At 59.8% G+C, this 24,871-nt stretch carries 18 protein-coding genes and 1 tRNA gene; 9 read left to right on the forward strand and 10 right to left on the reverse strand.

Translation table 11 applies throughout. The features are described 5' to 3' along the window. Positions 1 to 46: 46 nt before the first annotated feature. Both L8V00_RS03565 and L8V00_RS03570 read right to left on the reverse strand, forming a co-directional pair. On the reverse strand, positions 47 to 1,162 hold the full coding sequence (locus L8V00_RS03565; protein ID WP_269944225.1) for a D-alanine--D-alanine ligase family protein: 1,116 nt from the start codon (positions 1,160 to 1,162) through the stop codon (positions 47 to 49). Between the two features lie 80 nt (positions 1,163 to 1,242). After that, complete coding sequence (locus tag L8V00_RS03570; protein ID WP_269944226.1) at positions 1,243 to 2,241, reverse strand: NAD(P)H-dependent glycerol-3-phosphate dehydrogenase; 999 nt, start codon at positions 2,239 to 2,241, stop codon at positions 1,243 to 1,245. A 154-nt stretch (positions 2,242 to 2,395) separates the two neighbouring features. Between L8V00_RS03570 and L8V00_RS03575 the strand changes: the two genes are divergently transcribed. After that, a complete protein-coding gene (locus L8V00_RS03575) occupies positions 2,396 to 3,379 on the forward strand; it encodes an NUDIX hydrolase (protein WP_274707080.1) in 984 nt (327 codons plus the stop codon). Between the two features lie 3 nt (positions 3,380 to 3,382). Here L8V00_RS03575 and leuD read toward each other — a convergent pair whose 3' ends face one another. Next, a complete protein-coding gene (gene leuD, locus L8V00_RS03580) occupies positions 3,383 to 3,979 on the reverse strand; it encodes a 3-isopropylmalate dehydratase small subunit (RefSeq protein ID WP_070487715.1) in 597 nt (198 codons plus the stop codon). Positions 3,980 to 4,085: 106 nt separating this feature from the next. Then, positions 4,086 to 5,507 carry a 3-isopropylmalate dehydratase large subunit gene (leuC, locus tag L8V00_RS03585; protein WP_269944228.1) on the reverse strand — a complete coding sequence of 474 codons (1,422 nt, stop codon included), beginning with the start codon at positions 5,505 to 5,507 and terminating at the stop codon, positions 4,086 to 4,088. A 58-nt stretch (positions 5,508 to 5,565) separates the two neighbouring features. On the opposite strand from leuC, the gene L8V00_RS03590 reads away from it, so the two are divergent. Further along, entirely contained in the window at positions 5,566 to 6,300 is a 735-nt protein-coding gene (locus tag L8V00_RS03590) for an IclR family transcriptional regulator (RefSeq protein ID WP_269944229.1), read from the forward strand. Positions 6,301 to 6,356: 56 nt separating this feature from the next. Further along, entirely contained in the window at positions 6,357 to 6,785 is a 429-nt protein-coding gene (locus tag L8V00_RS03595; RefSeq protein WP_269944230.1) for a carboxymuconolactone decarboxylase family protein, read from the forward strand. On the opposite strand, the gene L8V00_RS03600 is transcribed toward L8V00_RS03595, so the two are convergent. Next, positions 6,782 to 6,943, reverse strand: a complete 162-nt coding sequence (locus tag L8V00_RS03600; protein WP_269944231.1) for a hypothetical protein — start codon at positions 6,941 to 6,943, stop codon at positions 6,782 to 6,784. The two genes, L8V00_RS03595 and L8V00_RS03600, sit on opposite strands and share 4 nt — an antisense overlap. 249 nt (positions 6,944 to 7,192) lie before the next feature. Here L8V00_RS03600 and L8V00_RS03605 point away from each other — a divergent pair, with 249 nt between their 5' ends. Further along, positions 7,193 to 7,885: a DUF1707 SHOCT-like domain-containing protein gene (locus L8V00_RS03605; RefSeq protein ID WP_070487723.1), complete on the forward strand. Its 693-nt coding sequence runs from the start codon at positions 7,193 to 7,195 to the stop codon at positions 7,883 to 7,885. 643 nt (positions 7,886 to 8,528) lie between these two features. Here L8V00_RS03605 and L8V00_RS03610 read toward each other — a convergent pair. Together L8V00_RS03610 and L8V00_RS03615 are read right to left on the reverse strand one after the other, a co-directional pair. After that, on the reverse strand, positions 8,529 to 11,462 hold the full coding sequence (locus L8V00_RS03610; RefSeq protein ID WP_070487725.1) for a restriction endonuclease: 2,934 nt from the start codon (positions 11,460 to 11,462) through the stop codon (positions 8,529 to 8,531). 9 nt (positions 11,463 to 11,471) lie between these two features. Continuing rightward, the gene (locus L8V00_RS03615) at positions 11,472 to 13,343 is read right to left on the reverse strand and encodes a site-specific DNA-methyltransferase (protein ID WP_070487727.1); all 1,872 of its coding nucleotides are present in this window, start codon (positions 13,341 to 13,343) and stop codon (positions 11,472 to 11,474) included. 538 nt (positions 13,344 to 13,881) lie between these two features. Between L8V00_RS03615 and L8V00_RS03620 the strand changes: the two genes are divergently transcribed. Continuing rightward, positions 13,882 to 14,973, forward strand: a complete 1,092-nt coding sequence (locus tag L8V00_RS03620; protein ID WP_070487730.1) for a M24 family metallopeptidase — start codon at positions 13,882 to 13,884, stop codon at positions 14,971 to 14,973. A gap of 30 nt (positions 14,974 to 15,003) precedes the next feature. On the opposite strand, the gene L8V00_RS03625 is transcribed toward L8V00_RS03620, so the two are convergent. The 3 genes from L8V00_RS03625 to L8V00_RS03635 all read right to left on the reverse strand — a co-directional run bounded on the left by L8V00_RS03625 (position 15,004) and on the right by L8V00_RS03635 (position 17,496). Further along, complete coding sequence (locus tag L8V00_RS03625) at positions 15,004 to 16,533, reverse strand: peptide MFS transporter (RefSeq protein ID WP_269944232.1); 1,530 nt, start codon at positions 16,531 to 16,533, stop codon at positions 15,004 to 15,006. A gap of 173 nt (positions 16,534 to 16,706) precedes the next feature. Beyond that, positions 16,707 to 16,779 (reverse strand) — tRNA-Glu (locus L8V00_RS03630). A gap of 111 nt (positions 16,780 to 16,890) precedes the next feature. Beyond that, complete coding sequence (locus L8V00_RS03635; RefSeq protein WP_269944233.1) at positions 16,891 to 17,496, reverse strand: HD domain-containing protein; 606 nt, start codon at positions 17,494 to 17,496, stop codon at positions 16,891 to 16,893. Between the two features lie 168 nt (positions 17,497 to 17,664). Between L8V00_RS03635 and L8V00_RS03640 the strand changes: the two genes are divergently transcribed. From L8V00_RS03640 to L8V00_RS03655, 4 genes are all read left to right on the forward strand, one after another. After that, entirely contained in the window at positions 17,665 to 18,822 is a 1,158-nt protein-coding gene (locus L8V00_RS03640; protein ID WP_269944234.1) for a YihY/virulence factor BrkB family protein, read from the forward strand. A 56-nt stretch (positions 18,823 to 18,878) separates the two neighbouring features. Continuing rightward, a complete protein-coding gene (gene malP / locus L8V00_RS03645; protein ID WP_269944235.1) occupies positions 18,879 to 21,257 on the forward strand; it encodes a maltodextrin phosphorylase MalP in 2,379 nt (792 codons plus the stop codon). A 186-nt stretch (positions 21,258 to 21,443) separates the two neighbouring features. Next, positions 21,444 to 23,966, forward strand: a complete 2,523-nt coding sequence (locus L8V00_RS03650; protein ID WP_269944236.1) for an esterase-like activity of phytase family protein — start codon at positions 21,444 to 21,446, stop codon at positions 23,964 to 23,966. A gap of 210 nt (positions 23,967 to 24,176) precedes the next feature. Further along, on the forward strand, positions 24,177 to 24,857 hold the full coding sequence (locus L8V00_RS03655) for an Abi family protein (RefSeq protein WP_080722665.1): 681 nt from the start codon (positions 24,177 to 24,179) through the stop codon (positions 24,855 to 24,857). The last annotated feature ends 14 nt before the right edge of the window (positions 24,858 to 24,871 follow it).

Here is a 24,871-nt window from a genome sequence, read left to right on the forward strand (position 1 = left end):
CAACCAGCTACAGCCAGGGTGCAGCCAGCCAGAGCCAGCAACCGATCTAGGCCAGGGCGCGGGCGATCAGCGCGCTGACCAGGTCACCGAAGCTCACGCCGTCAGCGGCGAACATCTTCGGATACATCGAGATAGGAGTGAACCCAGGCATCGTGTTGATTTCGTTCAGCACGGGCCCGTTTTCCGTCGCAAAGAAGTCCACGCGCGCGATGCCATCGCACCCCAGCGCGTTGAACGTGCGAATGGCCAGTTGGCGGATCTCCTTCAGAGTCTCCGCAGGTAGCGGCGCCGGAATGGTCGCGGAAACGGTGGAATCGACATACTTGGCGTCAAAACCATAGAACCCTTCGGCACCATCCTCAGTGCCGTTCAGCATCGCCGGAACAGAAGACACGATCGAGCCATCCGCGTGCTGCAGCACACCGCACTCGACCTCGGCGCCGTGGATCATGGCCTCCACGATCACCTTGTTGTCGTGGGAAAAGGCCAGGTCAACGGCGGCATCGAACTCCTCCCAGCTGTCCACCTTGGAGATGCCGATGCTGGATCCGCCGCGCGCCGGCTTCACGAACACGGGCAGCCCCAGTCGCTCCTTCTCCTCGGCAGTCAGCTCGCGGGGCTGGAACAGGATCAGCTCCTCGCCCACCGGGATGCCAGCCTCGCGCGCCAGCCGCTTGGTGAAGTCCTTATCCATGCCCGCCGCCGAAGCCAGCACGCCGTTGCCGACGTACCGCACGCCAGCCAGATCCAGCACGCCCTGCACGGTGCCGTCCTCGCCGTTCATGCCGTGCAGCACTGGGAAAACAACGTCCACCTGTGCAAACACTTCGCCTGCCTGTGGTCCGGTCACGTAGCGCATCTCGCCCGCCGCGTCCGTGCCAGCATCCGTACCAGCACCGCCAAACGTCAGCTGCACGTGCACGCCCCCGTCTTCCACGCGCGGCATGTCCCGCCCGTCGGCGCGCAGCTGCGAGGTGTCGGTCGTCCCGGGCACCCACGCGCCGGCCTCGGTGATCCCCACGGGAACCACGTCGTAAATCTCCGGGTCCAGGTGGTCGATCACCGCACCTGCGCTGATGCAGGATACGGAGTGCTCAGTCGACTGGCCGCCGTACAGGACGGCGACGGTGGTGCGTGCGTGCTTTTTGGCTTCGTTACTCACGGCTTTTTACCTTAGCCGTTTTTAGGACGCCACATCCCCACCGCCCCGCCCCTTCAACCGAACTCCCAGTCCGCTTGGGCCTACTCGGCCTTCTTGCTGCGCCCGAGCAGTCCCATCATTACCTGCTGCACGTCGGCGCCTTCGTGGCAGACTCCCACGACTGCGTCGGTGATGGGCATTTCCACGCCGACCTTCTCCGCCAGTTCGGAGACGGACTGGCTGCTCACCACGCCCTCGGCAACTTGTCCCTTGGTGGACGCGGCGGCCTGTTCCAGTGTCTCTCCCTTGCCCAGGTGCTCCCCGAAGCGGCGGTTGCGTGACAGCGTGGAGGTACACGTGGCAACCAGGTCACCCATGCCAGCCAGGCCGCTGAGCGTGCGCGCATCGGCGCCAACTTTCAGCGCCAGGCGGGTCGTTTCCGCCAGCCCGCGGGTGATCACGGTGGCGGCGGTGTTGTCGCCGAATCCCATGCCCGCGGCGATGCCCGCCGCCAGGGCGATGACGTTTTTGCAGGTGCCGGCGATCTCACAGCCGATGACGTCCGTGTTGGTGTACGGGCGGAAGTAAGGTGCGGCCACGGCCGCCTGGATCAGCTTCGCGCGGTCCATGTCGGTGCAGGCCACGACGGTCGCGGCGGGTTGGCGTTCCGCGACTTCGCGCGCCAAGTTCGGGCCGGTCAGAACGGCGACGCGCTCGCTAGGCACTTCCGCGACCTCGGAGATCAGCTGGCTCATCCGCAGGCCGCTGGAGTGTTCGATGCCCTTGGCCAGGCTCACCAGAGAAGCATCTGGGCCGATGAGGTCCTTCCAGTTCTGCAGGTTCTCGCGCAGCGACTGCGAGGGAACTCCCAGCACCACGATCTCCGCGCCGTTCAGTGCCTCGGCAGGGTCGGTCGTCGCAGTCATCGCGTCTGGCAGTTCGATGTCCCCCAGGTAGGCGCTGTTTCGGTGGTTGTCGCGCACGTCGTCGGCGACTTCGGCGCGGCGCGCCCAGAGGCGGACCTCGTTACCGGCGTCAGCAAAAACCTTGGCAACCGTCGTGCCCCAGGAGCCTGCGCCCATCACTGCTACTTGCACCATCTGCTTGTCGCCTTCCCGCTTGCACTTTTAGCTTGCCTGAGTTCGGTATAACTTTTGGGTTCGTTATACGATTGTCGGCAATAGTCTATCGAAAGGGATCCCTTTAAAAGTGATCACTCACACAGGAACTGGCGATCTTTCTACGTCCCTGGCCATGTCGCGGCACGATCAGGGCCACGTGACCCGCATCGGATCCCGCCCTAGCGAGGAATTCGCCCGCCCGACCTTCGCCGCGGGTGCGGTTATTTGGCGTTTTTCTCCGGACGCCGCCGCCTCCACCCCTAACTCCCCCGAGTCCACGGACGTGGAGATCGCGATCATCCACCGTCCCCGTTACGACGACTGGTCGCTGCCGAAGGGCAAGGTCGACCCCGGCGAGAATCTTCCCGGTACCGCCATGCGCGAGATCTGGGAGGAAACCGGCTTCAACGTGCGCCTGGGCTGGGTTCTGGGTTATGTCCACTACCCGGTTGGTTCGCGCACGAAGGTGGTCTATTACTGGACTGCCCAGCACCTATCCGGCAAGTTCGAGCCCAACGATGAATCCGATGAGCTGCGCTGGGTATCCCCAGAAGAGGCCAAGGAGCTGCTGAGCTACGAGGCCGACCTGAAGGTCGTGGATGCCGCAATGGGCGTGCTGAAGCTGGGTTGTGACCGCCGCGTGCTGTACGTTCGCCACGCGAAGGCGCATGCCCGCGAGGGGTGGGCCGGCGACGATGATCTGCGCCCCTTGAGTAAGAAGGGCCGCCGCCAGGCGGAGCTGCTGGTCTCTGAGCTGTCGGGCTACCGCCCGGAGACGATTTCTTCGGCCGTGCCGGTGCGTTGCGAGCACACGGCCGCGCCGATTGCTCAGGACTTAGGTCTGGAAGTTACTTTTGACGCCAACCTGGGCGATGCCGGGTGGGCTGCCGATCCGGATACCGCGGTGGATGCGTTCCACGCCGCCACGGCCGCACCTGTGTCCATGGTTGTTGCCCAGGGCACGGTGATCCCGGGTGTGCTGGCCCGCATTGCGGGCGAGCACGACGTGGAGATTGAGGATATGCGCGTGAAGAAGTCCAGCACCTGGGTGCTGCACTTCGCCGGGGACAAGCTGCTGGGGCTGGATTACCTGGCTAGCCCGCTGTCCGTTAAGTAAGCGCTAGCTGGCGGGAATCGTGCGCGGCTTGAAGCTGGCGCGCTGGGATTCGAAGGCCTGGATGGCCTCTTCGTTGCGCAGGGTCAGGCCGATGTCGTCCAGACCCTCCATCAGGCGCCAGCGGGTGTAGTCGTCCACGTCGAAGCCGAAGGTGTGGGTGCCCAGGGTGACGGTGCGATCTTCCAGGTTCACGGTGATTTCCGCGCCCGGCTGCTGTTCCAGCAGCTTCCAGATCAGCTCGATGTCGCTCTGTTCCATCTGGGCGGCCAGCAGGCCTGCCTTGCCGGAGTTGCCGCGGAAAATGTCGGCAAAGCGGGAGGATAGAACCACGCGGAAGCCGTAGTCCATCAGCGCCCAGACGGCGTGCTCGCGAGAGGAGCCGGTGCCGAAGTCCGGGCCGGCCACCAACACGGAGGCGTTCTTGTAGGGCTCCTGGTTCAGGACGAACTCCGGGTCTTTGCGCCAGCCGGCGAACAGGCCGTCCTCGAAGCCGGTGCGGGTCACGCGCTTCAGGTAGACGGCGGGGATGATCTGGTCGGTGTCGACGTTAGAGCGGTTCAGCGGTGCCGCCACGCCAGTGTGGGTGTTGAACTTTTCCATGGTGTTCTCTTCTGCTTTCTTCTCCCCCACCTGCTGTTTAGGTCGCTGGCAGGGAGGCTCGAAAAAATTTTCTGGGCGGGTCTTCTACGGGTATCTAGCGGTTGATTTAAAGATCCGCCGGGCCTGCAAGGTGGCCCGTCACGGCGGTGGCGGCGGCAACTGGCGGGGAAACCAGGTGGGTGCGCCCGCCCTTGCCCTGACGACCTTCGAAGTTTCGGTTGGAGGTGGAGGCCGAACGCTCGCCTGGGGCAAGCTGGTCCGGGTTCATGCCTAGGCACATGGAACAACCTGCGGTGCGCCACTCCGCCCCGGCGTCAATAAAGATCTTGTCTAGCCCCTCTTCTTCCGCTTGCATCTTCACCCGCGTGGAGGAAGGAACAACGATCATGCGCGTGCCGTCGGCGACGGTGCGACCCTTGACGACTTCCGCGGCGGCGCGCAGATCCTCGATGCGGGAGTTGGTGCAGGAGCCGAGGAAGACCGTGTCGATCTTGATGTCGCGCAGCGGGGTGCCAGGCTTGAGGTCCATGTACTCCATGGCGCGCTCGGCGGCGAGGCGGTCGTTATCGTTGGTGAAGTCCTCCAGCTGCGGAATGGATTCTGCCAGCGGCAGGCCCTGGCCGGGGTTGGTGCCCCAGGTGACGAAGGGGGTCAGTGCAGAGCCGTCGATGTGGACGACGGTGTCGAACTGTGCGTCGTCGTCGGTGCGCAGGGACTTCCAGTACTCCACGGCTGCGTCCCAATCCTCGCCCTTCGGCGCGTGCGGGCGGCCTTCGAGGTAATCAAAGGTGGTCTGGTCGGGGGCGATCATGCCCGCGCGGGCGCCGGCCTCGATGGACATGTTGCACATGGTCATGCGGGCTTCCATGGACAGCTTCTCGATGGCCTCGCCGCGGTATTCAATGATGTGTCCCTGGCCGCCGCCGGTGCCGATCTTGGCGATGATGGCCAAGATCAGATCCTTGGAGGTCACGCCCGGCTGCAGTTCGCCGGAAACCTCGATAGCCATGGTCTTGAAGGGCTTCAGCGGCAGAGTCTGGGTGGCCAGCACGTGCTCGACCTCGCTGGTGCCGATGCCCATGGCGATGGAGCCGAAGGCGCCGTGGGTGGAGGTGTGCGAGTCGCCGCAGACGACCGTCATGCCAGGCTGGGTCAGGCCCAGCTGGGGGCCAACAGTGTGGACGATTCCCTGTTCGATGTCGCCCATGGAGTGCAGGCGAATGCCGAACTCTCTGGCGTTGTCGCGCAGGGTGGATACCTGCAGTCGGCTGGTGGGCTCCTGGATTTCCTGCAGGTCGCCGGTCTTCACACCAACGGTGGGAACGTTGTGGTCCTCGGTGGCGATGGTCAGGTCCGGGCGGCGGACCTTGCGACCGGCCTGGCGCAGGCCGTCGAATGCCTGGGGCGAGGTAACTTCGTGTACCAGGTGCAGGTCGATGTACAGCAGGTCGGGGCCGCCGTTTTCTCCGGCTGCAACGATGTGGTCGCGCCAGACTTTCTCCGCGAGGGTTAAGGGTTGGTTCGTCACGGTCTCTCCTCTGTGTCCGCTATACAGTTCCACTGGATGGAATGTATAGTATCAAATCATGGGACACAATACGGAAATCCCCGCAACGAGCGGCATTCAAGTTTTGGACCGTGCGATCTTCATTCTAACGGTCATCGCAGCAGAACCTCGCAATCTTTCCGATCTGTGCGCCATCACCGGCTTGCCACGCGCCACGGCGCACCGTATCGCCGTCGCGCTGGAGAAGCACCGGTTGATCGAGCGCGGGGTGGACGGTGCATGGGTCAACGGCCCAGCCCTGTCCGAGATGGCGCCGTCTACCTCTTCTCGTCTTGAGGACGCCGCAGAGTTCATCCTGCCTGACCTCATGGCAAAGACTGGCGAGTCCGTGCAGCTATACCGCCTCTCCGGGATGGAGCGCGTGTGCATCGCCAACGCCGAGCCCGCCACCGGCCTGCGGGATACGGTACCGGTGGGCCATCGGATGACGTTGACCGCCGGCTCTGCGGCCAAGTTGTTGGTTGCCTATGCGCCGGAGGCGTTCCAGAACCAGGTGCTGCCGGATGCCGCGTACACGCGCGAGGACTTAGAGAAGATCGCCGCCGAGGGGATCGCGGAATCCTCCGCCGAGCGCGACCCCTCCCTAGCTTCGGCCTCCGTGCCGATCTACGGGGCAAACACGCCAAACCGTACGGTCATCGCTTGCCTTTCGATCTCCGGGCCGGTCGCCCGCATGGGCGAGCACCCGGCAGAGAAGTTCGGCACGGATTTGAAGGAATCCGCCCGCCAACTGGAGAACCTGCTGCGGAAATAGCAGAAAAATTTCTTAGACACTACAAGCACCAGCAAAAACCAAGGAGAAGATCCCCCATGACCAGCGGAAACTCCGCAAACCAGAATCCGGCCACCAACGACAAGCGATACGACGCGGGCATTCAGGTCCGCCGGGAAGTAATGGGCGACGCATTCGTGGATGCTGCCCTCGAGCGTAACGCGGGCTCCGATGGCGAGGCACTGCAGAAGCACGTCACCGAGACCGTGTGGGGTTCCGTGTGGACCCGCGACGGGCTGGCCCGCCGCGACCGCAGCCTGCTGAACATCGGCATGCTGGTGGCACTGCGCGCGACTGAGGAGCTGCGCGGGCACGTCCGCGGCGCGCTAGAGAACGGCCTGACTCGCACGGAGATCACGGAGGCGATCATCCACGCTTCCGGCTACTGCGGAGCCCCCGCTGCCCTGTCGGCGATGAAGGTGGCCCAGGAGGTTCTGGTCGCGGAGCTCGGCCCGCTGGAGGATTAAGTACGCGGTAGCTCGCGCCACTCCACGGTCAGCTCGTTGGCTCCGGGAGTTTCGCCGCGTTCGGCACTGGCCACACGATCGGCCAGAAACTCATAGAGGCTCTGCGTGCCGTCCTCGATTCCGTCGGCCACGTCCTCGCCGGCGGAGGTGATGTCCACCAACGCCGGGCCAGTTGTGTCGTCGGGGTTGACCAGTTCAGCGCCCCAGCCTCCCTCACCTCGCCGGCCGTCCTCATCCGCAGAGAGGGTACGGAGCCAGGCTTCCGCTGAAGAGTGGGCGTAATTACCAAAAAGGGCGGCGCGAACAGTGGCGGGTGTGCCGTCGTTGCCGGGTGGGGTGCCCCAGAGCCAGTCCAGGTTTACGCGATATGGAGAGAGAATGGGGAACTCCTTTAGTAGGGTAAAACCATGAGCGAGTACAAAGACAAGCGCTGCACCGACCAGGAACGATCCGCCGCTGTGGAGGCGCTGTCCAGGGCGATGGCCGATGGTCAGTTGAACATCTCGGAGTTCGACGAGAGGTCGGGGCAAGCGCATGCTGCGACCCAGCGTAGCGAGTTAGTGGACTTGCTGGACGATCTGGTAGATGAGCCTGCAGGTTTGCTCTTTGGACCTGGCGCGAGCACTGCGGTTGCGCACCGCGCGCCGAGTGACGCGGAGTGGGCTACTCACCAGGCTTCGGAAGCCGAACGCCACCGCCAGATGGTACTTGCGCGGTCGCGGTCGCTGGTGACTGGCGGGGGCTCCGAGACGGGCTTCAGCCTGGCGATATTCGGCGGGGTGACGAAAGCGGCGTGGCAGGTGCCGAAGGCTCACTGGAACTTCAATATCTTCGGCGGTTCGGACTTTGACCTGCGGGAATGCCGGTTTAGCGACCCGGTGACCACGCTGTGGCTGAATAGCTGCTTTGGTGGCGCGGATGTGCTGGTGCCGGAGGGCGTGCGCGTTGATATGGGTGGCCTGGGCATTTTCGGCGGCAACGAGCTGGTGGTGGAGAACGGCGCGATCCACCCAAATAGCTTGCCGGCGGACGCTCCCCTGCTGCTGATCCGCGGGCTGTCGATTTTCGGCGGAGTGACTGTGAAGGTTGTGCGGGGTTAGGGGCAAAACCGCGACCCCGGTTAACCATGCAAGCGCTGAGACATCTACCAGCCCTCCCCGGGTAGACGAGTAACCAGTTACCATTCATGAATGGTAGAGAGTCTATTAACCGGATTGGTTTCAGGAATTATATCCGGATTAATCGTTGCAGCCCTGCTGTGGCTGTTGAATCATCTGAGAAAGCCACCGCTAGAGCTTGTTCACCTCTCTGAACACCGAGCTCTGTTAAAGAATAATCAGCTACGCCCAGTAGTGATAGGTGGTTCTTGGGAGCTTTGCAACGGCAGCGTGCTGTATAGACCCGATGGCTTTCGGGGAGGAACAGGAGGGTTCTACATACCAAGGCTCGCAGAGATTGTTGTTGGAACAAGGTACTTTGCACCGGGGCAAACAGCTGATATTGCATATCGACCAGTTAAACGGCCCCGGAACCCCGACGAAATCATTCGACTAGAGGAAGCAAACATTGTTGATGTTTCCGCGATAACCAGCCAACCGGAGGATTTTCCAGGGTGGAAAGTCGAACGAGTACCTCTTAGAGGCGCTGCTTAAGTCGACCTGAGTTCGGAAACACAGATACACCATTGACCACGACAAGCTCCGCTAAGAAGCACGAAGCTCGTCAAACCGGGCTAAGGGCTGCCTACAAGTTCCACTTTCCTGGTGCCGCTTTAGCGTAGTTGACACCGATTGTCTTGAAGTGCTCCGTTGCGGCGTCTATCTTTGCTTGCTCTGTTGGACGAAGTAGATGTTCACTCATCGTGCTCTTTGTCTCACGAATCATATAGAGCTTTTCTTCCCCATCCTCTTGCTTCACAATTGCCCAGTCAGGGTTGTAGGGCCCAACCGGGGTATCAATCTTGAACTGAGGGGGTAGCTTCAAGAACAGCTTGATGTCTTCACGTTCGTCTAGCAGCTCAGCGAACTGACGTTCCGCTTCCGAATCGTAAACGACGAAGTCATAATCAGTCTTTTCCTGATTTTTCACTTTGTACAGCTTGTCAAGAAAGTATTGCCTCTCTTCCAATCCGTCTCGTTGAAGCTCGGTGAGCGAGTAAACACTGCCGCCTATCTTTTCGTACTGGACACCCTCTGTGATAAGCGCAGCCAATTCAGCCTTGATTATCTCTTTCACCATCTTGATGTAGTCATTCGGATTGGAAATGAATTCATCAAGTCGGTCGCTCTGGATAAGAATGTCAACAATCGTCGCTCGAGTCAGGGACGTCGCTTCCTGCAGCTCAGAGACTATATCCGGAAGCCGATATCCTCCTCGAAGACTCGTCATGCGACTGCTGGTCTCCCGCCCCTTCGTGCCACCGCGGGCAACGGTGAGTTTCGCTTTCTTAACTTCGATACGCAGCGGCTCAACACTTTCAGCTTTCATAATTTTCTGTACGGCATTCTTGATAAGTACATCGCGATCGACCGAGACACTATAGGTAGTACGCTGGCTGATCTTCTCCCATAGTTCCTCAAACTCATGCGACCTAAAATACAGCTGCTTATTAAGCTTGCGTGTCGTTCGGCTACGCTTCGACTTTACGTAATGCTTAATGTTCGCCCGCCGCAGTACTTCAATGACTGCTGCTTCTAACTGGCCGTAGTCTGCTGTCAGCCCCAAGGAGAAATCATCAGCATCCGGAGTAAAGTCCTCGGTTACGAAGCCATCCTTGTTTAGGTAGCCACGTAGTTGCAGCTGTTCCCAGATCTCAGCGGATGCCGTAAATCCCAGATTTCCTTTCTCTTCAGGGTCGGGCTTAGGCAGCTTAGCGAAGTCGCCTTTGCGAATGTATCCAATCGCAACGCCGGCCTTCTTGTACTCCTTTTGAAGGTTGGTGGCGAACTCTTGGTAAGACTCATTAGCGATGACGGTGAGTTGGGCAACGGAGCGGTCCGCTACACGCTCGCCGTCTTGGTTCACAGGGAGTCGCAAGCCACGCCCGATTGTTTGGCGGCGCTCGGTCTCGGATCCCATTTCACGCAATGTGCAGATCTGGAACACGTTCGGATTATCCCAGCCTTCGCGAAGCGCAGAGTGGGAGAAGATGAACCGTACAGGTTCGTCTTCACTTAGCAGCCGGGACTTGTCTTTCATAATCAGGTCGTAGGAGTCGTCATCCTTGGCGGTTACGCCTGAGGTGTCTCCGTATACTCCCTTTTTGATCTGCGAGAAGTATGCGCGCCGCAGTTCAATCGGATCCTGCGGGAGCAGGTCTTTGTATTCCGGGAATCGATCTCGTTCCTCAATGAAAAGTTCATCGAACCACTGAGCAAACTTCCCGTCGGCGGTGGTGTTGTCGGTACCTTCTCCCAGGTAGCGGGCCACCTTATCCACGAAGAAGAGACTCAGCACCTTGATGCCGAGCGGCCGCATCAGCGATTCCTTGCGGAAGTGCTCGCGGATGGTTTCACGGATCATCTCGCGGTACACGGTCTCGTCGTTACCGCCGATTGATTCTCCGACTTGGAGGATGCCGTGGTTGGTCAACTCGATAAACCCAGGACCGTCTAGATTGATTTCATTGATCCGCCAGTTGTTCTCGTACGCTGAGTTACCAGTAACCTTCTCGAGGTCTTGGTTCTGCTTCACCTTCTTCACCTGGCGGGCTAGCGATCCGTCCTTCTTACGGCACACCAATTCGAGGCTCGCCCGCCACGGATTGCTATCGATGGAAAGAAGTTTAATGTAAGGCTTGGCGTCGCCACCATGTTCCGTTGCTTCAGCCACGACGATCTGCTTGACCAGGCCTAGCTCATGAGCATCTACCGGATCCAAACGGTAGGTAAGGTTTCGAGTTTCGCGGTGCGTCGCACTGTAGCGAAGGATGAACGCTGGATCCATGCCTGCCAGAGCCGTCTTGGACAGCTCAGACTCCATGTTCTGCGGCTCGTCCATGAGCAGAATTGGTCGTGTTGCACGTAGGAAGTCAATCGGCCGCAACCCGTTGAGCCTGTCGCGCGTTTGGTTCATGATCAAGTTGTTACCGCGGCCACGCACCGAGCCGATCGTCATGATCATGATCTGGATGCTTGTCGACGTCGCAAAGGATTGCACTTCTTCAGCGTTCTTGCCGCTGTAGACCATGTAGTCAAACGGGGACGCAGGGTATAGATGGCGGAAATGATCGTGCATCAGCTCGATGCTGGTTTTCACACCTTCGCGGATCGCAACGCTTGGTACCAGAATGACGAACTTGGTGAAGTTGTACTTTTCCGCCAACTCAAAAATCGTGCGAAGGTACACATAAGTCTTGCCGGTGCCCGTCTCCATCTCGATGTCGAACTGGAGGCCGTCAATAAGGTTCTTCGCAGGTTCAAGCCCCTGCTCGTTCTGCACCACCTTGAGGTTCTCGAGCACAGTTGCTTCATCCAGCAAGAGGTTGTTGCCGACGGCCCCAACCTCTTCACTGAGATCTATGTCAAGCACCTGCTTGCTGGTCTCTGGCAGCACTCGTTCGGTATGGAACGTTGTGAGAACGTCCCCGGCGTCGTTCGGTTGGCCCTCGAACAGGTCGGTGACCGAGTCGATTGCCTGAACCTGGTACTCCTGCTTGGCATCAAACTTGAATTTCATGTTGATCCCTTACGCCGTCCAGAGCTCGATGCCGTTGGTCCTGCAGATTTGCGCCAAGTTGGTTTTCAGCTCGTCATCGCCTTGGAACGCATCCTCGAGCATGATGAACTGGGCTGGCTTGACCTCTATAGCTGCACGAAGCTGCGCCAGGGTCGGCTTGGTGTGTTCGTCAAGGTACGCGAGCACCAGGGTGTCTTCTTCACCGTCTTCGTCATCGACTCGGACCACCGCTTTATACGACAGGCCGTCGATATCGCGGTCACGAATCTGCTCGACCAACGAGTGACCCTGCTTGAGCAGAATCTCGGTGAGAAGGTCATCAGGGGTCGCGTCGTCATCGGCGCTTTCACGTAGATCCAACAGGTGTTGCTCAAGTCGGGTCGCGTCAATGTCAGAGTCGGTACGCCACTTGGTGAAGTTGGTGTCGGCGAGCTTGTAAGAACGGTAGCCAATATCGAATTGAGTGGAGCGTTCATCTAAGCTTGCAGCGTAATCATTCTTAATTTTTTCACCAGCGCGATTGATACGTTCACGAGAAATTTGAGAAATACTCGTGAAACCAGCTTTCCGAGCCTTAGATTTTTCTGATGTGGGTTCAGGCAACTGTATTTGAATGTGCCTGCGGTTACCCCCATCTTCCGCATTTAGTTGCATCACTGCATGAGCAGTAGTGCTGGAGCCGGAGAAGAAATCTAAAACTATGTCCGAATTCTTCTTACTCTTGAAAGTTGCACCTTCAACCAAGTCCCGGACTAGAGTCACAGGTTTTGGATAGTCAAAGTATCGATCCATGCCATCTAAACTGGCTAAAGCTTCAACGCCGGTCTTGTTCAGATGTTTCAATATTGAGTAAAACTTTGATCCATCTTCGCTAATTTTCCGAAGTCTGCCAACTATGTGAAAGTTTCCCTTCGGTATCAAGACATAGTCGCCTTGTTCAAGTCCACGGTTAACTTCCTCTAATTTTTCTTCGCCATGATATTCTACAATTTCTTCATAGGGACACGACCCGTACTTTCCGAACTCTTTTCGCAACCAATCATCTTGGATCCAGTACTCCTCCCCGTCCATTTCGACGACTTTCCCACGGATCTCCTTTGGCCGGAGCAATGGTGAAAAATCGGTAATTCTACGAGCGAAGGCAATTAGATAGTCATGCCCTTTAATGACTTGCTTTGCCAGCCCACCACCTTCTGCTTTTGTTACAGAGAACGTGCCGATGTGATTAGACTCTCCGAAAATTTCAGCCATTATCTTGAAAGCATTGTCAAACTCATTGTCATCTATACTCAGAAGAAACAATCCATTATTCGTAAGGAGATTTCTCGCTAGTTTCAGCCGCGGATACATCATGTTGAGCCAGTTGGAGTGGTACCGCCCCTCGGACTCCGAGTTCGACGACAGTTTCTTACCGTCTTCGCTGACCTGCTTAGACCACTCGAGGTAGGTCTCGAGTCCCTCTTTGTAGTTATCGGGGTACACGAAGTCTTTGCCGGTGTTGTACGGCGGATCGATGTAAATCATCTTGATCTTGCCGTGGTAGTGCTTCTGCAGAATCTTCAGCACTTCGAGGTTATCGCCCTCAATGAACACGTTCTTTGTCGTGTCCCAGTCTTTGGAGTTTTCCTTATCCGGGCGAAGCGTTGCAGTTGTCGGGGTCTGCGCTGCGCGCATGGCACGCTTCTTACCAGGCCAGAACAGGCCGAAGCGTTCACTGGTGTCTGAGGCGTCGCCCTCGAGCAGCTCCTTGAGTTTCTCTACGTCAATCTTGCCGTCAGCAATCGCTTCGGGTGCCAAATCGGCGATCTGCTCGGCCAGCTCGGTACGGAACTCGGGGCTGCTGCCAGGAACTTCGTTGATAATGTCTTGCTCCTCGCTCATTGTTCTTCCCTTTGACTACCTTCGTTTACACCTTGATCTGCCACAGGATAGTGAACAGCTCTCTATTTAAACGCCTGCCTTGAAGCGATTGTCTAAACAGGATAGGCAGTTTATCGACATTATTGTCGTAGGACTCGCTTCCCTGTTCAATACCGCCCCACGATCGAATCGATCTTTCCGTCAAGATTTAGAGGCTTCTTTAACCGATTTTTCAATAGGGTATTCAAATGGGATGGGCTTCTTCCGCAGGTCACATCACTATTTTCAGGCTGCCGATCAACTTGCTTGCGCGGTGCACCTTGGCCATGGATTGGTTTTCGAGCAATCTTTTCCAAGTCGACTACGCGCAGATCCATCCTCTCTACTGCATCTTCTTGGTTAGGTATCTCACCGTCATCGTTAACTGGCTCTGCGCTCCCGAAACTGCAATCATCGAAACGAGCTTTGTCTGCAGGAATTGCTATCTCCTGTAATACTCATTCCCTAGCCACCCCACACCCCGCCGCTCCCCCAAACCCCGGGGCGTACCCTGGTGGCCATGAGTGAATTCTTCCCAACCGAAACGTTTAGCAAGCGTCTCTCCACCGTCCGCGACATCGCCACACAGGCTGGCCTGGACGGCGTGATCGCCACCCCCGGTCCGGACATGGAGTACCTGATCTCGTCGAAGATCACCACGCACGAGCGGTTCACGGCTCTGGTTCTTACTAAGGACGCCACCCGCATCATCGTTCCCGGCGTGGATGTCGCTGACCTGAAGAAGTCCGTGGCGGGCAAGCTCGGTGTGGAGATCATCGGGTGGAACGACGGCGAAGACCCCTACGGCTACATCACCGAAGGCTCCTATGCCGTCAGCGCTGCCATGACCGCCGACCACCTGCTGGAACTGCAGTCCCGCGGCATTTCCACCGTGAATGCCACTCAGGTGCTCGCCCAGGCGTTCATCCGCAAGGACGATGAAGAGCTTGCCGAGCTGCGCCGCGCCAGCGCCGCCATCGACGAGGTTCACCGCCAGGTTCCGAACCTGCTGCGCGCAGGCGTGACCGAGAACGACGTGGCCAAGGAACTGGAACGCCTGATCCTTGAAGAGCACGAGGTGGTGGACTTCATCATCGTCGGCTCCGGCCCGCACGGCGCGGACCCGCACCACGACCACTCCGACCGTGTGATCGAGTCCGGCGACGTGGTTGTTGTCGACATCGGCGGCACCCTGGCCAGCGGCTACCACTCGGACTGCACCCGCACCTACGTCGTCGGCGAACCCACTGACGAGCAGCAGAAGATCTACGACGTGCTGCAGCGCGCCCAGGAGGCCGGGCTCGAGTTCGCCAAGCCCGGTGTGACGGCCGGCGAGGTGGACAAGGTCGTCCGTGACATCATCGACGAAGCCGGCTACGGCGAGTACTACATCCACCGCACCGGCCACGGAATCGGCCTATCCTGCCACGAAGAGCCGTACATCATCGCCGGCAACGACTTCGTAATCGAGGAGGGCATGGCTTTCTCCATCGAACCCGGCATCTACATCCCCGGTCAGTGGGGCGCACGCATCGAGGACATTGTGATTGTGGCGTCCAAAAAGGTAGAGCCCATCAACACAACACCCCACGAGCTTGTGCGCGTGGGGTGAGTGAAGACGGGCTGGATGCTCTAGCTGGAACTAGTGAATATCCACGAACAGCTTGAGGATCCACTTGCGGGCCAGGAACATCACTGCGCCTAGGCCGACCATCACCGCGAACATCGCGACGAAGTAGGTCCGCTCCGCGGAGGCATCCTCCGGGTTGTAGAAGGCTGCAAGGCTACCCGAAAGGGACGTGCCCAAGCTGATCGACAGCAGCCACAGGCCGAACATACGGGTGGGGAATGCCTTCGGGGCCAAGCGGGTGGCCATGGAGTTACCCACGGGGCTCAGCATCAGCTCGCCCATGGTGAACAGGAACAGGATCAGCACCATGGCCCACATCGGGGTGGAGTTCGCTCCGCCACCGGCGAACGGCAGGAACAGCAGCAGCGCTCCACCGATCACAACCAGTGCCATAGAGAACTTCGCGGCGTAGGAAGGCTGCTTGTCCCCCAGCTTCGTCCACATCGCGCCGAACACGGCAGCGAACAGGATAATGAACAGCGGGTTGATGGACTGCACCACGCCCGGAGGAATCTCCATGCCGAAGAGGTTGCGGTTCAGGCGCTCGTCGGAGTACACGGCAATCACGGTGAACTGCTGCTGGAATAGCGACCAGAACGCCACGGAAGCCACGAACATGGGGACAAAACCGACCAGGCGGGAACGCTCGACATCCGTGACCAGCTTGGAACGGTACATCTGCACCCACAGAACCACGGCAATAATGACGGCCAGGAGCGCCGTGAGGTTGGACAGTTGCCCGACCTCCAGCACGCCCGTGGTGAACAGCAGCACGAAGACGACCACCGCTGCGGCGGCGCCGAGGAATACCGGCAGGTACTTCTTGTGCGGTAGCGGGTTCACCACATCGTGGCCGGCATCCCGAATGGTCTGCTTACGCAGGAGGGTGTACTGCACCAGGCCGATAGCCATCATCAGGGCAGCGGCGCCGAAGCCCCAGTGGAAGCCCTTCCAACCCCACAGTGCGTTGGTAATCAGCGGGCCGAGCAGGCCACCGATGTTCACGCCCATGTAGTAGATGGAGAAGCCACCGTCGCGGCGGGGATCATCGCGATCGTAAAGGTCGCCCAGAACCACCTGCGAGGTCGTCTTGAGGGCACCGGAGCCAACAGCAATTAACACCAGGCCCAGGATCACGCCGATGTAGCCCGGCATAACTGCCAGGCTGATGTGACCGAGCATGACCAGCACCGCGGAGTAGTACAGGGTGCGTTCTGCGGATAGGATGCGGTCGGCAACCCACGCGCCGGCCACACCGGTGAGGTACACCAGGCCACCGTAGGCGCCGACGATGGAGGTCGCGGTGGCCTTGTCCATGCCAAGGCCACCGTCAGCCACGGAGTAGTAGAGGTAGAAGGCAAGCAGGGCTTGAAGGCCGTAGAAGCTGAAGCGCTCCCACATCTCCACGCCGGAGAGGTTAGCTAGGCCGAAGGGGTGGCCGAAGAAGGTCCGTTCGTTCTGGTGTGTGCTAGAAGAATGCGCAGTTGCTGTGGAGGCTCCGCTTGGTGCGGGAGAATCCTCCGGGTTTGTTTGAGAAGTCATTCGTTAATTCCATCACACCCATTGCGGATTAACGAAGCTACTCGCGGACTTTTCTGTAGATTGGCGGGATTAGGCGGATAGCTAGAGCACAAAGGCAAGCTAGCGCAGAGGCAAGCCAGCCGAGCAGAAAAACAAAAAAGCACGACCCGAAAGCCGTGCTAAAAAAAATTTTGTACCCCGTACGGGATTTGAACCCGTGTTACCGGCGTGAGAGGCCGGCGTCCTAGGCCGCTAGACGAACGGGGCATTGTTCGTTCGTTTCGTTCGTTGCGAACGAAAGGTAACTCTACACAGTAGTTCCTTTTCCTACCTAATCCGCAGGTGGCGTGGCATTTTTCAGCCACGCCGGAGCATCACCTACAGCGCACGCAGCTCCGCGACCTTCTCTTCCAGCACCGCGACCAACGGGTTGTCCGGAATCCGCTTGGCCGCCACCTCGCTCACCGCACCGTACCACCACTGCTGCTTTTCCTTGCCGGAGTTGAAACGACCCCACAGCTCGTCACCGATCTCGGCGTAGTCGGCCAGGATCGAAAGCAGGTTGTGTAGCTTGTCAGCCACGGAAACGATCACGGAGCCCTCATCGGCGCCGGAAAGGTGCGCCAGGTAAGCATCGGAGCGTTCCTGCCAGTCAGTGATGCTGTCGTCCTTCGTCACCCCCAGCACCAGCCCCACTACGCGGTCGCCGAAATCCTCCCGCATTTGCGCCTCGGAGTACTCCTCCGGCACGTCCTCCAGAATGTCGTGGAACAGCGCAGCGATAAGCACGTCCTCGTCATCCGTGACCGTGCTGGCCAGGTGCATAACGCCGAAGATGTGAGAAACATACGGAATGTCAGTGCCCTTGCGGGTGTGGTTGCGGTGCGCGTACGCCGCCACGTTTATGGCACTCAGCAGTCGCGGCGAGGTCGCCACATCCAGCAGCTGCGCGCCCACTGCTGCGCGAGTAGTTGCATCGGTCATCGTCGATCTCCTGTCCAATCAGCCCGGCACTTCCCGGGAACACTCACGACTATAGGAAGGCACTCAGACAACCCTTCGCCCGGCGCGTTTCCCTGTTCGATTTTTGTGACGCCCCCACGCCGCGGCCTGCCACAGAAAACGCCTATCACCAGGTATCTTCAATAGCTGATGAGTGTTGAAGATTCCCCGGACGAGCACCCCGCCGACGAACGCATTGTTCCCACGCTCGGTGGGCAGGTGACCCCGGAGCTTCCTTCCGGGACGTATCACACAGAGGTTGTGCGGGAACACCGCTGGCTGGAGCCCTCCACGTGGAAGGTGATCGCCAAGCGCCTCTACTTTGAGATCTTCTTCAACGCACTATTCGACAAGGGCGCCACGCTGAGCTTCTTCACCCTGCTCACCGGGCTGCCAACCCTGCTGGCCTTCTACGCAATCACCACGCTGGTGCTCGATCAGAACCGCGACCAAGTCACGTCCCTCACCGACGAGTTCATCGCGGAGAACATTCCCGATAACTTCCAAAGCAATGCACAGACCGTGGTCAACACGGTCATCGGCTCCACGGAACAATCCATCACCATGTTGGTGATCAGCGTGCTGTTCGCCCTGTTCTCTTCCTCCGCATACGTCCGCGCGTTTTCCCGTATGGCCAACGAAATGTATGGGCGGCGCGAGGGCCGCAGCCTCGTCAGAACCTGGGCGGCCATGTGGGGAATCACATTGGTCTTGGTGATCGGGCTGGTCTTCATCGCAGGCGCATACTTCCTGCGCGAGGACATTGCCCGGCCCCTGCTGGACAAGATCGCCGAACCCCTGAACTGGCAGGGCTTCACCACTTTCGTCCTGGAGCACTTCCTGCCGATCTGGCAATACGTCCGCTGGCCGGTGATCTTCTTGGTCGCGGTGATACTCATCGCCATCCTCTATAACGGCGCCCCCAACGTGCGCTTCGGGCGAATTCGGTGGCTGACAGTTGGTTCCCTGTTCGCACTAATCAGCATCACCATCGTGGGCCTGGTACTGCAGGTTTATCTGAAGAACTTCGGTGCCGTGGGCCTCTATGGTGCCCTGGGCGGCATCATCGTCGGCCTCATCGGCTTGGTGATCAGCAATTCCCTCCTACTCCTCGGCGTGAAGCTGGATGCGGAGATCGCCCGCACGCGCGAACTGCAGGCCGGTTTGCATTCCGAGAACATCATCCAGGTGCCGCCCCGCTCCTCCGCGGCGGTGGAGGGCTTCAGCCAACTCCACGATCGCATCGAGGAACAGGCCGCGCAGCTGCGAACCGAATCGGCGTCAAAAGAACAGCCCAAAGAACCTTAACCCCCACCCCTCGCCCGACCAGCGAGTTCCCCGCCGGCACCATAGAATCAGTACCTATGAGCCACGATCTGAACTCCACCACCGTTGGCGGCCACGTCCGCGCCGCCGCCGGCACCAGCCCCGAACACGCTTCCACCCGTAAGTTCTGGACAGGACTGTCCCGCAGCATCCAAGAACGCATCGCCGACGATTGGGAACGCACCCGCCAGACCTACAACGCCACCCGCCAGCAGCACTACTTCTCCGCGGAGTTCCTCATGGGCCGCGCGCTGCTGAACAACCTCACCAACCTCGGCCTGGTGGAAGAAGCCCAGGCCGCTGCCCGCGAGCTCGGTCACGAGCTCACTGACGTCCTGGAAGTGGAAAACGATGCCGCCCTGGGCAACGGTGGCCTGGGCCGCCTGGCGGCTTGTTTCCTGGATTCCGCCGTCACCCAGGATTACCCCGTCACCGGCTACGGCATCCTCTACCGCTACGGCCTGTTCCGCCAGTCCTTCGACAACGGCTTCCAGGTGGAGCGCCCGGACCCGTGGCGCGAAGAGGAATACCCCTTCACCATCCGCCGCGCCTCCGACCAGCTGGTCGTGCACTTCGACGACATGAAGGTCCGCGCGATCCCCTACGACATGCCAATCACCGGCTACGGCACCCACAACGTGGGCACCCTGCGCCTGTGGAAGGCCGAGCCGTGGGAGGAGTTCGACTACGACGCTTTCAACTCCCAGCGCTTCACCGATGCCATCATCGAGCGCGAGCGCGTCAGCGACATCTGCCGTGTGCTCTACCCGAACGACACAACCTACGAGGGCAAGAAGCTGCGCGTGCGCCAGCAATACTTCTTCACCTCTGCCTCCCTGCAGGCGATGATCCGCAGCCACCTGGCCCACCACGGTGATCTGAAGAACTTCGCGGAATACCACTCCGTGCAGCTGAACGATACCCACCCGGTGTTGGCCATCCCGGAGCTCATGCGCCTGCTGATGGACGAGCACGGCATGGGCTGGGAGGAAGCCTGGGAGATCGTCTCCAACACCTTCGCCTACACCAACCACACTGTCCTCACCGAAGCCCTGGAGCAGTGGGACCAGCAGATCTTCCAGCAGCTGTTCTGGCGTGTCTGGGAGATCATCGCCGAGATCGACCGTCGCTTCCGCATCGAACGCTCGGCGGAGGGCGTTGATGGCGTCACCATCCAAAGAATGGCCCCGATCCAACACGGTGTGGTGCACATGGCGTGGATCGCCTGCTATGCCGCGTACTCCATCAACGGCGTGGCCGCGCTGCACACGGAGATCATCAAGCGCGATACCCTCGGCGATTGGCACGCGCTGTGGCCGGAGAAGTTCAACAACAAGACCAACGGTGTTACGCCGCGCCGCTGGCTGCGGATGATTAACCCTCGCCTGTCTGCGCTGCTTACTCGCCTTTCGGGTGGTGACGCCTGGGTCACCGACCTCGACAATCTCAAGGAACTGCGCAGCTACGCGTCCGACGAGAGCGTCATGCAGGAGCTCCGTGAAATCAAGGCCGCTAACAAGCGCGACTTTGCCGAGTGGATCGCCGAGCGCCAGGGTGTGGTGATCGACCCGGATTCCATCTTCGACGTGCAGATCAAGCGCCTGCACGAGTACAAGCGCCAGCTGCTGAATGCCCTGTACGTGCTGGACCTGTACTTCCGCATCAAGGAGGACCACCAGCGCGACCTGCCGCCGCGCACCGTCATCTTCGGCGCGAAGGCCGCGCCGGGCTACACGCGGGCGAAGGCCATCATCAAGCTAATCAACGCGATTGCGGATCTGGTGAACAACGATCCGGTGGTTTCCCCGCTGCTGAAGGTCGTGTTCGTGGAGAACTACAACGTCTCCCCCGCCGAGCACATCCTGCCGGCCTCCGATGTTTCGGAGCAGATCTCTACCGCGGGCAAAGAGGCATCGGGTACCTCCAACATGAAGTTCATGATGAACGGCGCGCTGACGCTGGGCACCATGGACGGCGCGAACGTGGAGATCGTAGATTCCGTCGGCGAGGAGAACGCCTACATCTTCGGCGCCCGCGAGGAGGAGCTGCCGGAGCTGCGCGCGGACTACAAGCCCTACGAGCTGTACGAATCCGTGCCCGGCCTCAAGCGCGCCTTGGATGCGCTGGATAACGGCACCCTGCACGACGAGTTCACGGGTTGGTTCTATGACCTGAAGCAGTCCCTGATCCACGGCTACGGCGAGGGTGCCTCCGACACCTACTACGTGCTGGGTGACTTCGCGGACTACCGCGAGGTGCGCGACCGCATGGCCGCCGACTACGCCGCCGACCCGAAGGGCTGGGCACAAAAGGCGTGGGTGAACATCTGCGAGTCCGGGCGCTTCTCCTCCGACCGCACGATCCGCGACTACGCCACGGAAGTCTGGAAGTTGGAGCCCGCGCCGATTGACGAGTAGCGGGACTGCGATGCGCTGAACGGCAGGGGTCTGCGCAGTGGCCTAGGAAGTAGCCGGCACAGTGGGCTGCAAGTGACCGCCAGGTGTTTACCTGGCGGTCATGTTGTCTTAAACCGCACGCAAAAAAGAGGTGGAAATATATGTGTGGTTTTATTCACATTTCGCAGTAGATAGGCGCAGCTTTCCATGCAGCTCAACAACCTCAAAAACTCGGTATCCCAGCGTGCACAGCGTAAGGTCGCAGGGATTTCTCTGGCTCTGGCGGTAATTCCCTTCGCAGCAGTCCCCGCGGCTAACGCGACGGTCGGCTCGCAGACCGTGGTCGGCTCCACCCTGGGATCCTCCAGCTTCGGTTCCTCCGCTGGGTCTTCTGCTGGGTCTACTGCCGGCTCATCCCTACCTGGTTCCAGCGCACCCGGTTCCAGCGGACCTGCTGGCTCCTTGCAGCCGGGCAAGCCGGGCAAGCCAGGCACCCCGGACGCACAGTCCACTTTCGAGCGCACTGCGACCTACCCGGTGTACGAGAACCGCCCCGAGGGTGAGGACAAGTCCGCGGAGACGGTGGCGGAGATCTCCACAGTTTCCAAGGATGGCAAGACGCTAATCCACACAGACGCCTTGGCGCAGCGCATCGGCTTCATCGACATCAGCAACCCGAACGCTCCGAAGGGCCTGGGCACCCTGGACCTGAAGGCACAGGGGCACGCCAAGGACGAGCCGACCTCCGTGGCCGTGTACGGCGACTACCTGCTGGTGGTCATCGACGAGACGGGCGGGGACTTTGCCAACCCGAAGGGGCGCGTGGACATCGTGCGGGTCTCAGACCGCACCCGCGTTTCCTCCATCGACCTGCAGGGACAGCCGGACTCCATCGCCATCTCCCCCGCTGGCGCGCCGGGTAGCCCCAAGGCCGCCATCGCCATGGAGAACCAGCGCGACGAGGAGCTAAACGACGGCAACCTGCCGCAGCTGCCCACCGGCTTTGTGCAGACCATCGACCTGTCCGGGGATGCCAAGGATTGGAAGGCCACCCCGATCCGCTTCGAGGACGAAAATGGCAAGCTGCTGGACGAAGTAAAGAAGGCCGGGCTGGATACCCCCGAGGACCTGGAGCCGGAGTACGTCAGCATCAACGGCAGGAACCAGCTGGCCGTCACCCTGCAGGAGAACAACGGTGTGGCCCTCATCGACCTGCAGACCAACCGCATCACCAACGTGTTCAGTGCAGGCAGCGCCGAGGTCAAGGGTGTGGACACCAAGTCCGACAAGATCATCAACCCCACCGACACCCTGCCCGCCACCCCGCGCGAGCCGGACGCCATCGCCTGGATCGACGATAACCACGTAGCCACCGCCAACGAGGGCGACTGGAAGGGTGGCACCCGCGGCTGGACCGTCTTCGATGCCAGCGGCAAGATCGTCTGGGATGCCGGCAACTCCGTGGAGAACCTGGCCATCCGCCACGGCCTGCACAACAACAAGCGCGCCAAGAAGAAGGGCGTGGAAATCGAGGGGATCGCCACCGCCAAGATGAACGGCACCAACTACGCCTTCGTCGGCTCCGAGCGCTCCAACTTCGTGGCCGTGTACAACGTCAACGATCCGGCGAACCCGCAGTTTGTGCAGATGCTGTTTACCACCAACGGCCCGGAGGGCATTCTGCCGATCCCGGAGCGGAACATGCTCGCTGTATCCAGCGAGGTCGACGAGCCGGACAACGCCGTGCGCAGCGCGGTGACGCTATATCGTCTGGGTGGCGAGGAATCCCAGCCCTCCATTGTTTCCGCCGACCAGGGCGATGCGCCGATCGGCTGGGGTGCGCTGGGCGCTCTGACCGCCGATCCGAAGGACGCCAACCGCCTGTACGCGGCCTCCGACTCCGCGTACGCGAACGGCTGGGTTTACACGATCGATGCCTCCAAGCAGCCGGCCGTGATCACCGAACGCCGCGCAGTGAAGCGTGACGGTGCCCCGGCTGAGGATCTGGACATCGAAGGAATTTCCGTGGCTGCCGACGGGGGCTTCTGGATCGCTTCCGAGGGCAAGAAGGGCAAGGATAACCGTCTCTTCCACACCGATAAAGACCTCAACATCACCTCTGCGGTCGAACTACCTGCCGACGTGGCTGAGCACATCGGCAAGTGGGGACTAGAGGGCGTCAGTTCCACAAAGGACGAAAACGGCGTGGAACAGCTCTTCGTCGCCGTGCAGCGACCGCTGTGGAAGGACCCGGAGGCGAAGGACCGCGAGGCGCTAGAAGGCGACAACACCACGCGCATCGGCAAGTACGACACGAAGACCAAGCAGTGGCAGTGGTTCGGCTACGAGCTGGAGAAGTCGGCCGGCAAGGGCGACTGGATGGGTCTGTCGGAGATCACCGCGCTGGACGATAAGCACCTGCTGGTGATCGAGCGCGATAAGCTGAACGGTCCGGATGCGAAGGTCAAGCGCGTAATGAAGGTGACGCTGCCTGAGGGCCGTGCTGAGGGTGCAGCCGCTAGCGCGAACGGTCTCGCGCTGCCGATGGTGAACAAGGAGCTAGCCGTGGACGTGCTGCCGAAGCTACGCGCCACCAATGGCTGGACGCAGGAGAAGCTGGAGGGCTTCACCATCGCGGCGGATGGCCAGATGTACGCGGTGACGGATAATGACGCGCTGGAGGATGCCACCGGCGAGACCGTCTTCCTACGCCTGGGCAAGGTGAAGTAGCGAGGCTCAAAGCCAGCTGGCGGATCGGGGAGCCTTTGTTCCCCGAGGCCGCATGCCGTGCGGCTAAGGCGTCCTTGGCTATTCACCCCACTACTTACCCCTCCCCTGCTACCCCCAATAAATCTGTAGAAAATCAATAACCCCGGTGATGTACGTCTAAAACGCAGGGATCGCTCCGGGGCTTTCAATGCAATCCTAACACTGAAACGTATGCAATCCAACGGCAACGCAGGAAACAACCTGGATAGGTGGTTTTCACCAGAACGGATGAAAACCTACAGTTTCCACTCCGACCCGGAAGCTCTCTACCTTTGGAACACACGCATCACCAAAGCCTTCCTCGAAGATATTCAGCACGTCGAGGTACTGCTCCGTAACTGTGTCGATCTAGCGGTGTCTTCAAAATACGGACATCAGTGGTACACGAATACGGATATCCCGTTCAATGCTCAGGCTAAGAAGTCCATTCGAAAAGCTGAGCGTCGTGCCGGATCCGCCAGGAATACATCACCACCACCAGGTCGAGTTATCGCAGAGCTTAGTTTTGATTTCTGGAGATTTCTTTTTACCAATACCTACTCATCCACCATCTGGCCATTGGTCCAGAAAACTCTACATGCGATTCCCCAGTCAAACTCCACAAAGAGGTCAACTCATATCGGCGTGCCGTCATTACAGGATTTCAGATGCGAAGTCGATGTCATCTATACCTTGCGAAACCGTTGTGCACATCACGAGCCAATAGTTAAACCTAATTTGAAATTCGAAGATACTGCGCTAGATCGAGTGCAGGGCGCCCTGTCTCTTGTCGCTAACTGGATCAATCCGCAAGCAGCACAATGGATAGAATCGAATTCCAGGATTCCGGATTTGCGCCGCACGAGGCCTTAGGCCAGCAAAGCACG

The organism is Corynebacterium evansiae (assembly GCF_027570065.1).
GTDB lineage: Bacteria > Actinomycetota > Actinomycetes > Mycobacteriales > Mycobacteriaceae > Corynebacterium > Corynebacterium evansiae.

What these genes read in the sequence shown, in the direction of transcription:
- leuD (WP_070487715.1), bottom strand. Translation starts at nt 3,979, where the DNA reads ATGGAAAAGTTCAACACCCACACTGGCGTGGCGGCACCGCTGAACCGC.
- L8V00_RS03615 (WP_070487727.1), bottom strand. Translation starts at nt 13,343, where the DNA reads ATGAGCGAGGAGCAAGACATTATCAACGAAGTTCCTGGCAGCAGCCCC.
- L8V00_RS03605 (WP_070487723.1), top strand. Translation starts at nt 7,193, where the DNA reads ATGAGCGAGTACAAAGACAAGCGCTGCACCGACCAGGAACGATCCGCC.
- L8V00_RS03595 (WP_269944230.1), top strand. Translation starts at nt 6,357, where the DNA reads ATGACCAGCGGAAACTCCGCAAACCAGAATCCGGCCACCAACGACAAG.
- malP (WP_269944235.1), top strand. Translation starts at nt 18,879, where the DNA reads ATGAGCCACGATCTGAACTCCACCACCGTTGGCGGCCACGTCCGCGCC.
- L8V00_RS03570 (WP_269944226.1), bottom strand. Translation starts at nt 2,241, where the DNA reads ATGGTGCAAGTAGCAGTGATGGGCGCAGGCTCCTGGGGCACGACGGTT.
- L8V00_RS03625 (WP_269944232.1), bottom strand. Translation starts at nt 16,533, where the DNA reads ATGACTTCTCAAACAAACCCGGAGGATTCTCCCGCACCAAGCGGAGCC.
- L8V00_RS03650 (WP_269944236.1), top strand. Translation starts at nt 21,444, where the DNA reads ATGCAGCTCAACAACCTCAAAAACTCGGTATCCCAGCGTGCACAGCGT.
- L8V00_RS03620 (WP_070487730.1), top strand. Translation starts at nt 13,882, where the DNA reads ATGAGTGAATTCTTCCCAACCGAAACGTTTAGCAAGCGTCTCTCCACC.
- L8V00_RS03655 (WP_080722665.1), top strand. Translation starts at nt 24,177, where the DNA reads ATGCAATCCAACGGCAACGCAGGAAACAACCTGGATAGGTGGTTTTCA.
- L8V00_RS03575 (WP_274707080.1), top strand. Translation starts at nt 2,396, where the DNA reads ATGTCGCGGCACGATCAGGGCCACGTGACCCGCATCGGATCCCGCCCT.
- L8V00_RS03635 (WP_269944233.1), bottom strand. Translation starts at nt 17,496, where the DNA reads ATGACCGATGCAACTACTCGCGCAGCAGTGGGCGCGCAGCTGCTGGAT.
- L8V00_RS03590 (WP_269944229.1), top strand. Translation starts at nt 5,566, where the DNA reads ATGGGACACAATACGGAAATCCCCGCAACGAGCGGCATTCAAGTTTTG.
- L8V00_RS03640 (WP_269944234.1), top strand. Translation starts at nt 17,665, where the DNA reads ATGAGTGTTGAAGATTCCCCGGACGAGCACCCCGCCGACGAACGCATT.
- L8V00_RS03610 (WP_070487725.1), bottom strand. Translation starts at nt 11,462, where the DNA reads ATGAAATTCAAGTTTGATGCCAAGCAGGAGTACCAGGTTCAGGCAATC.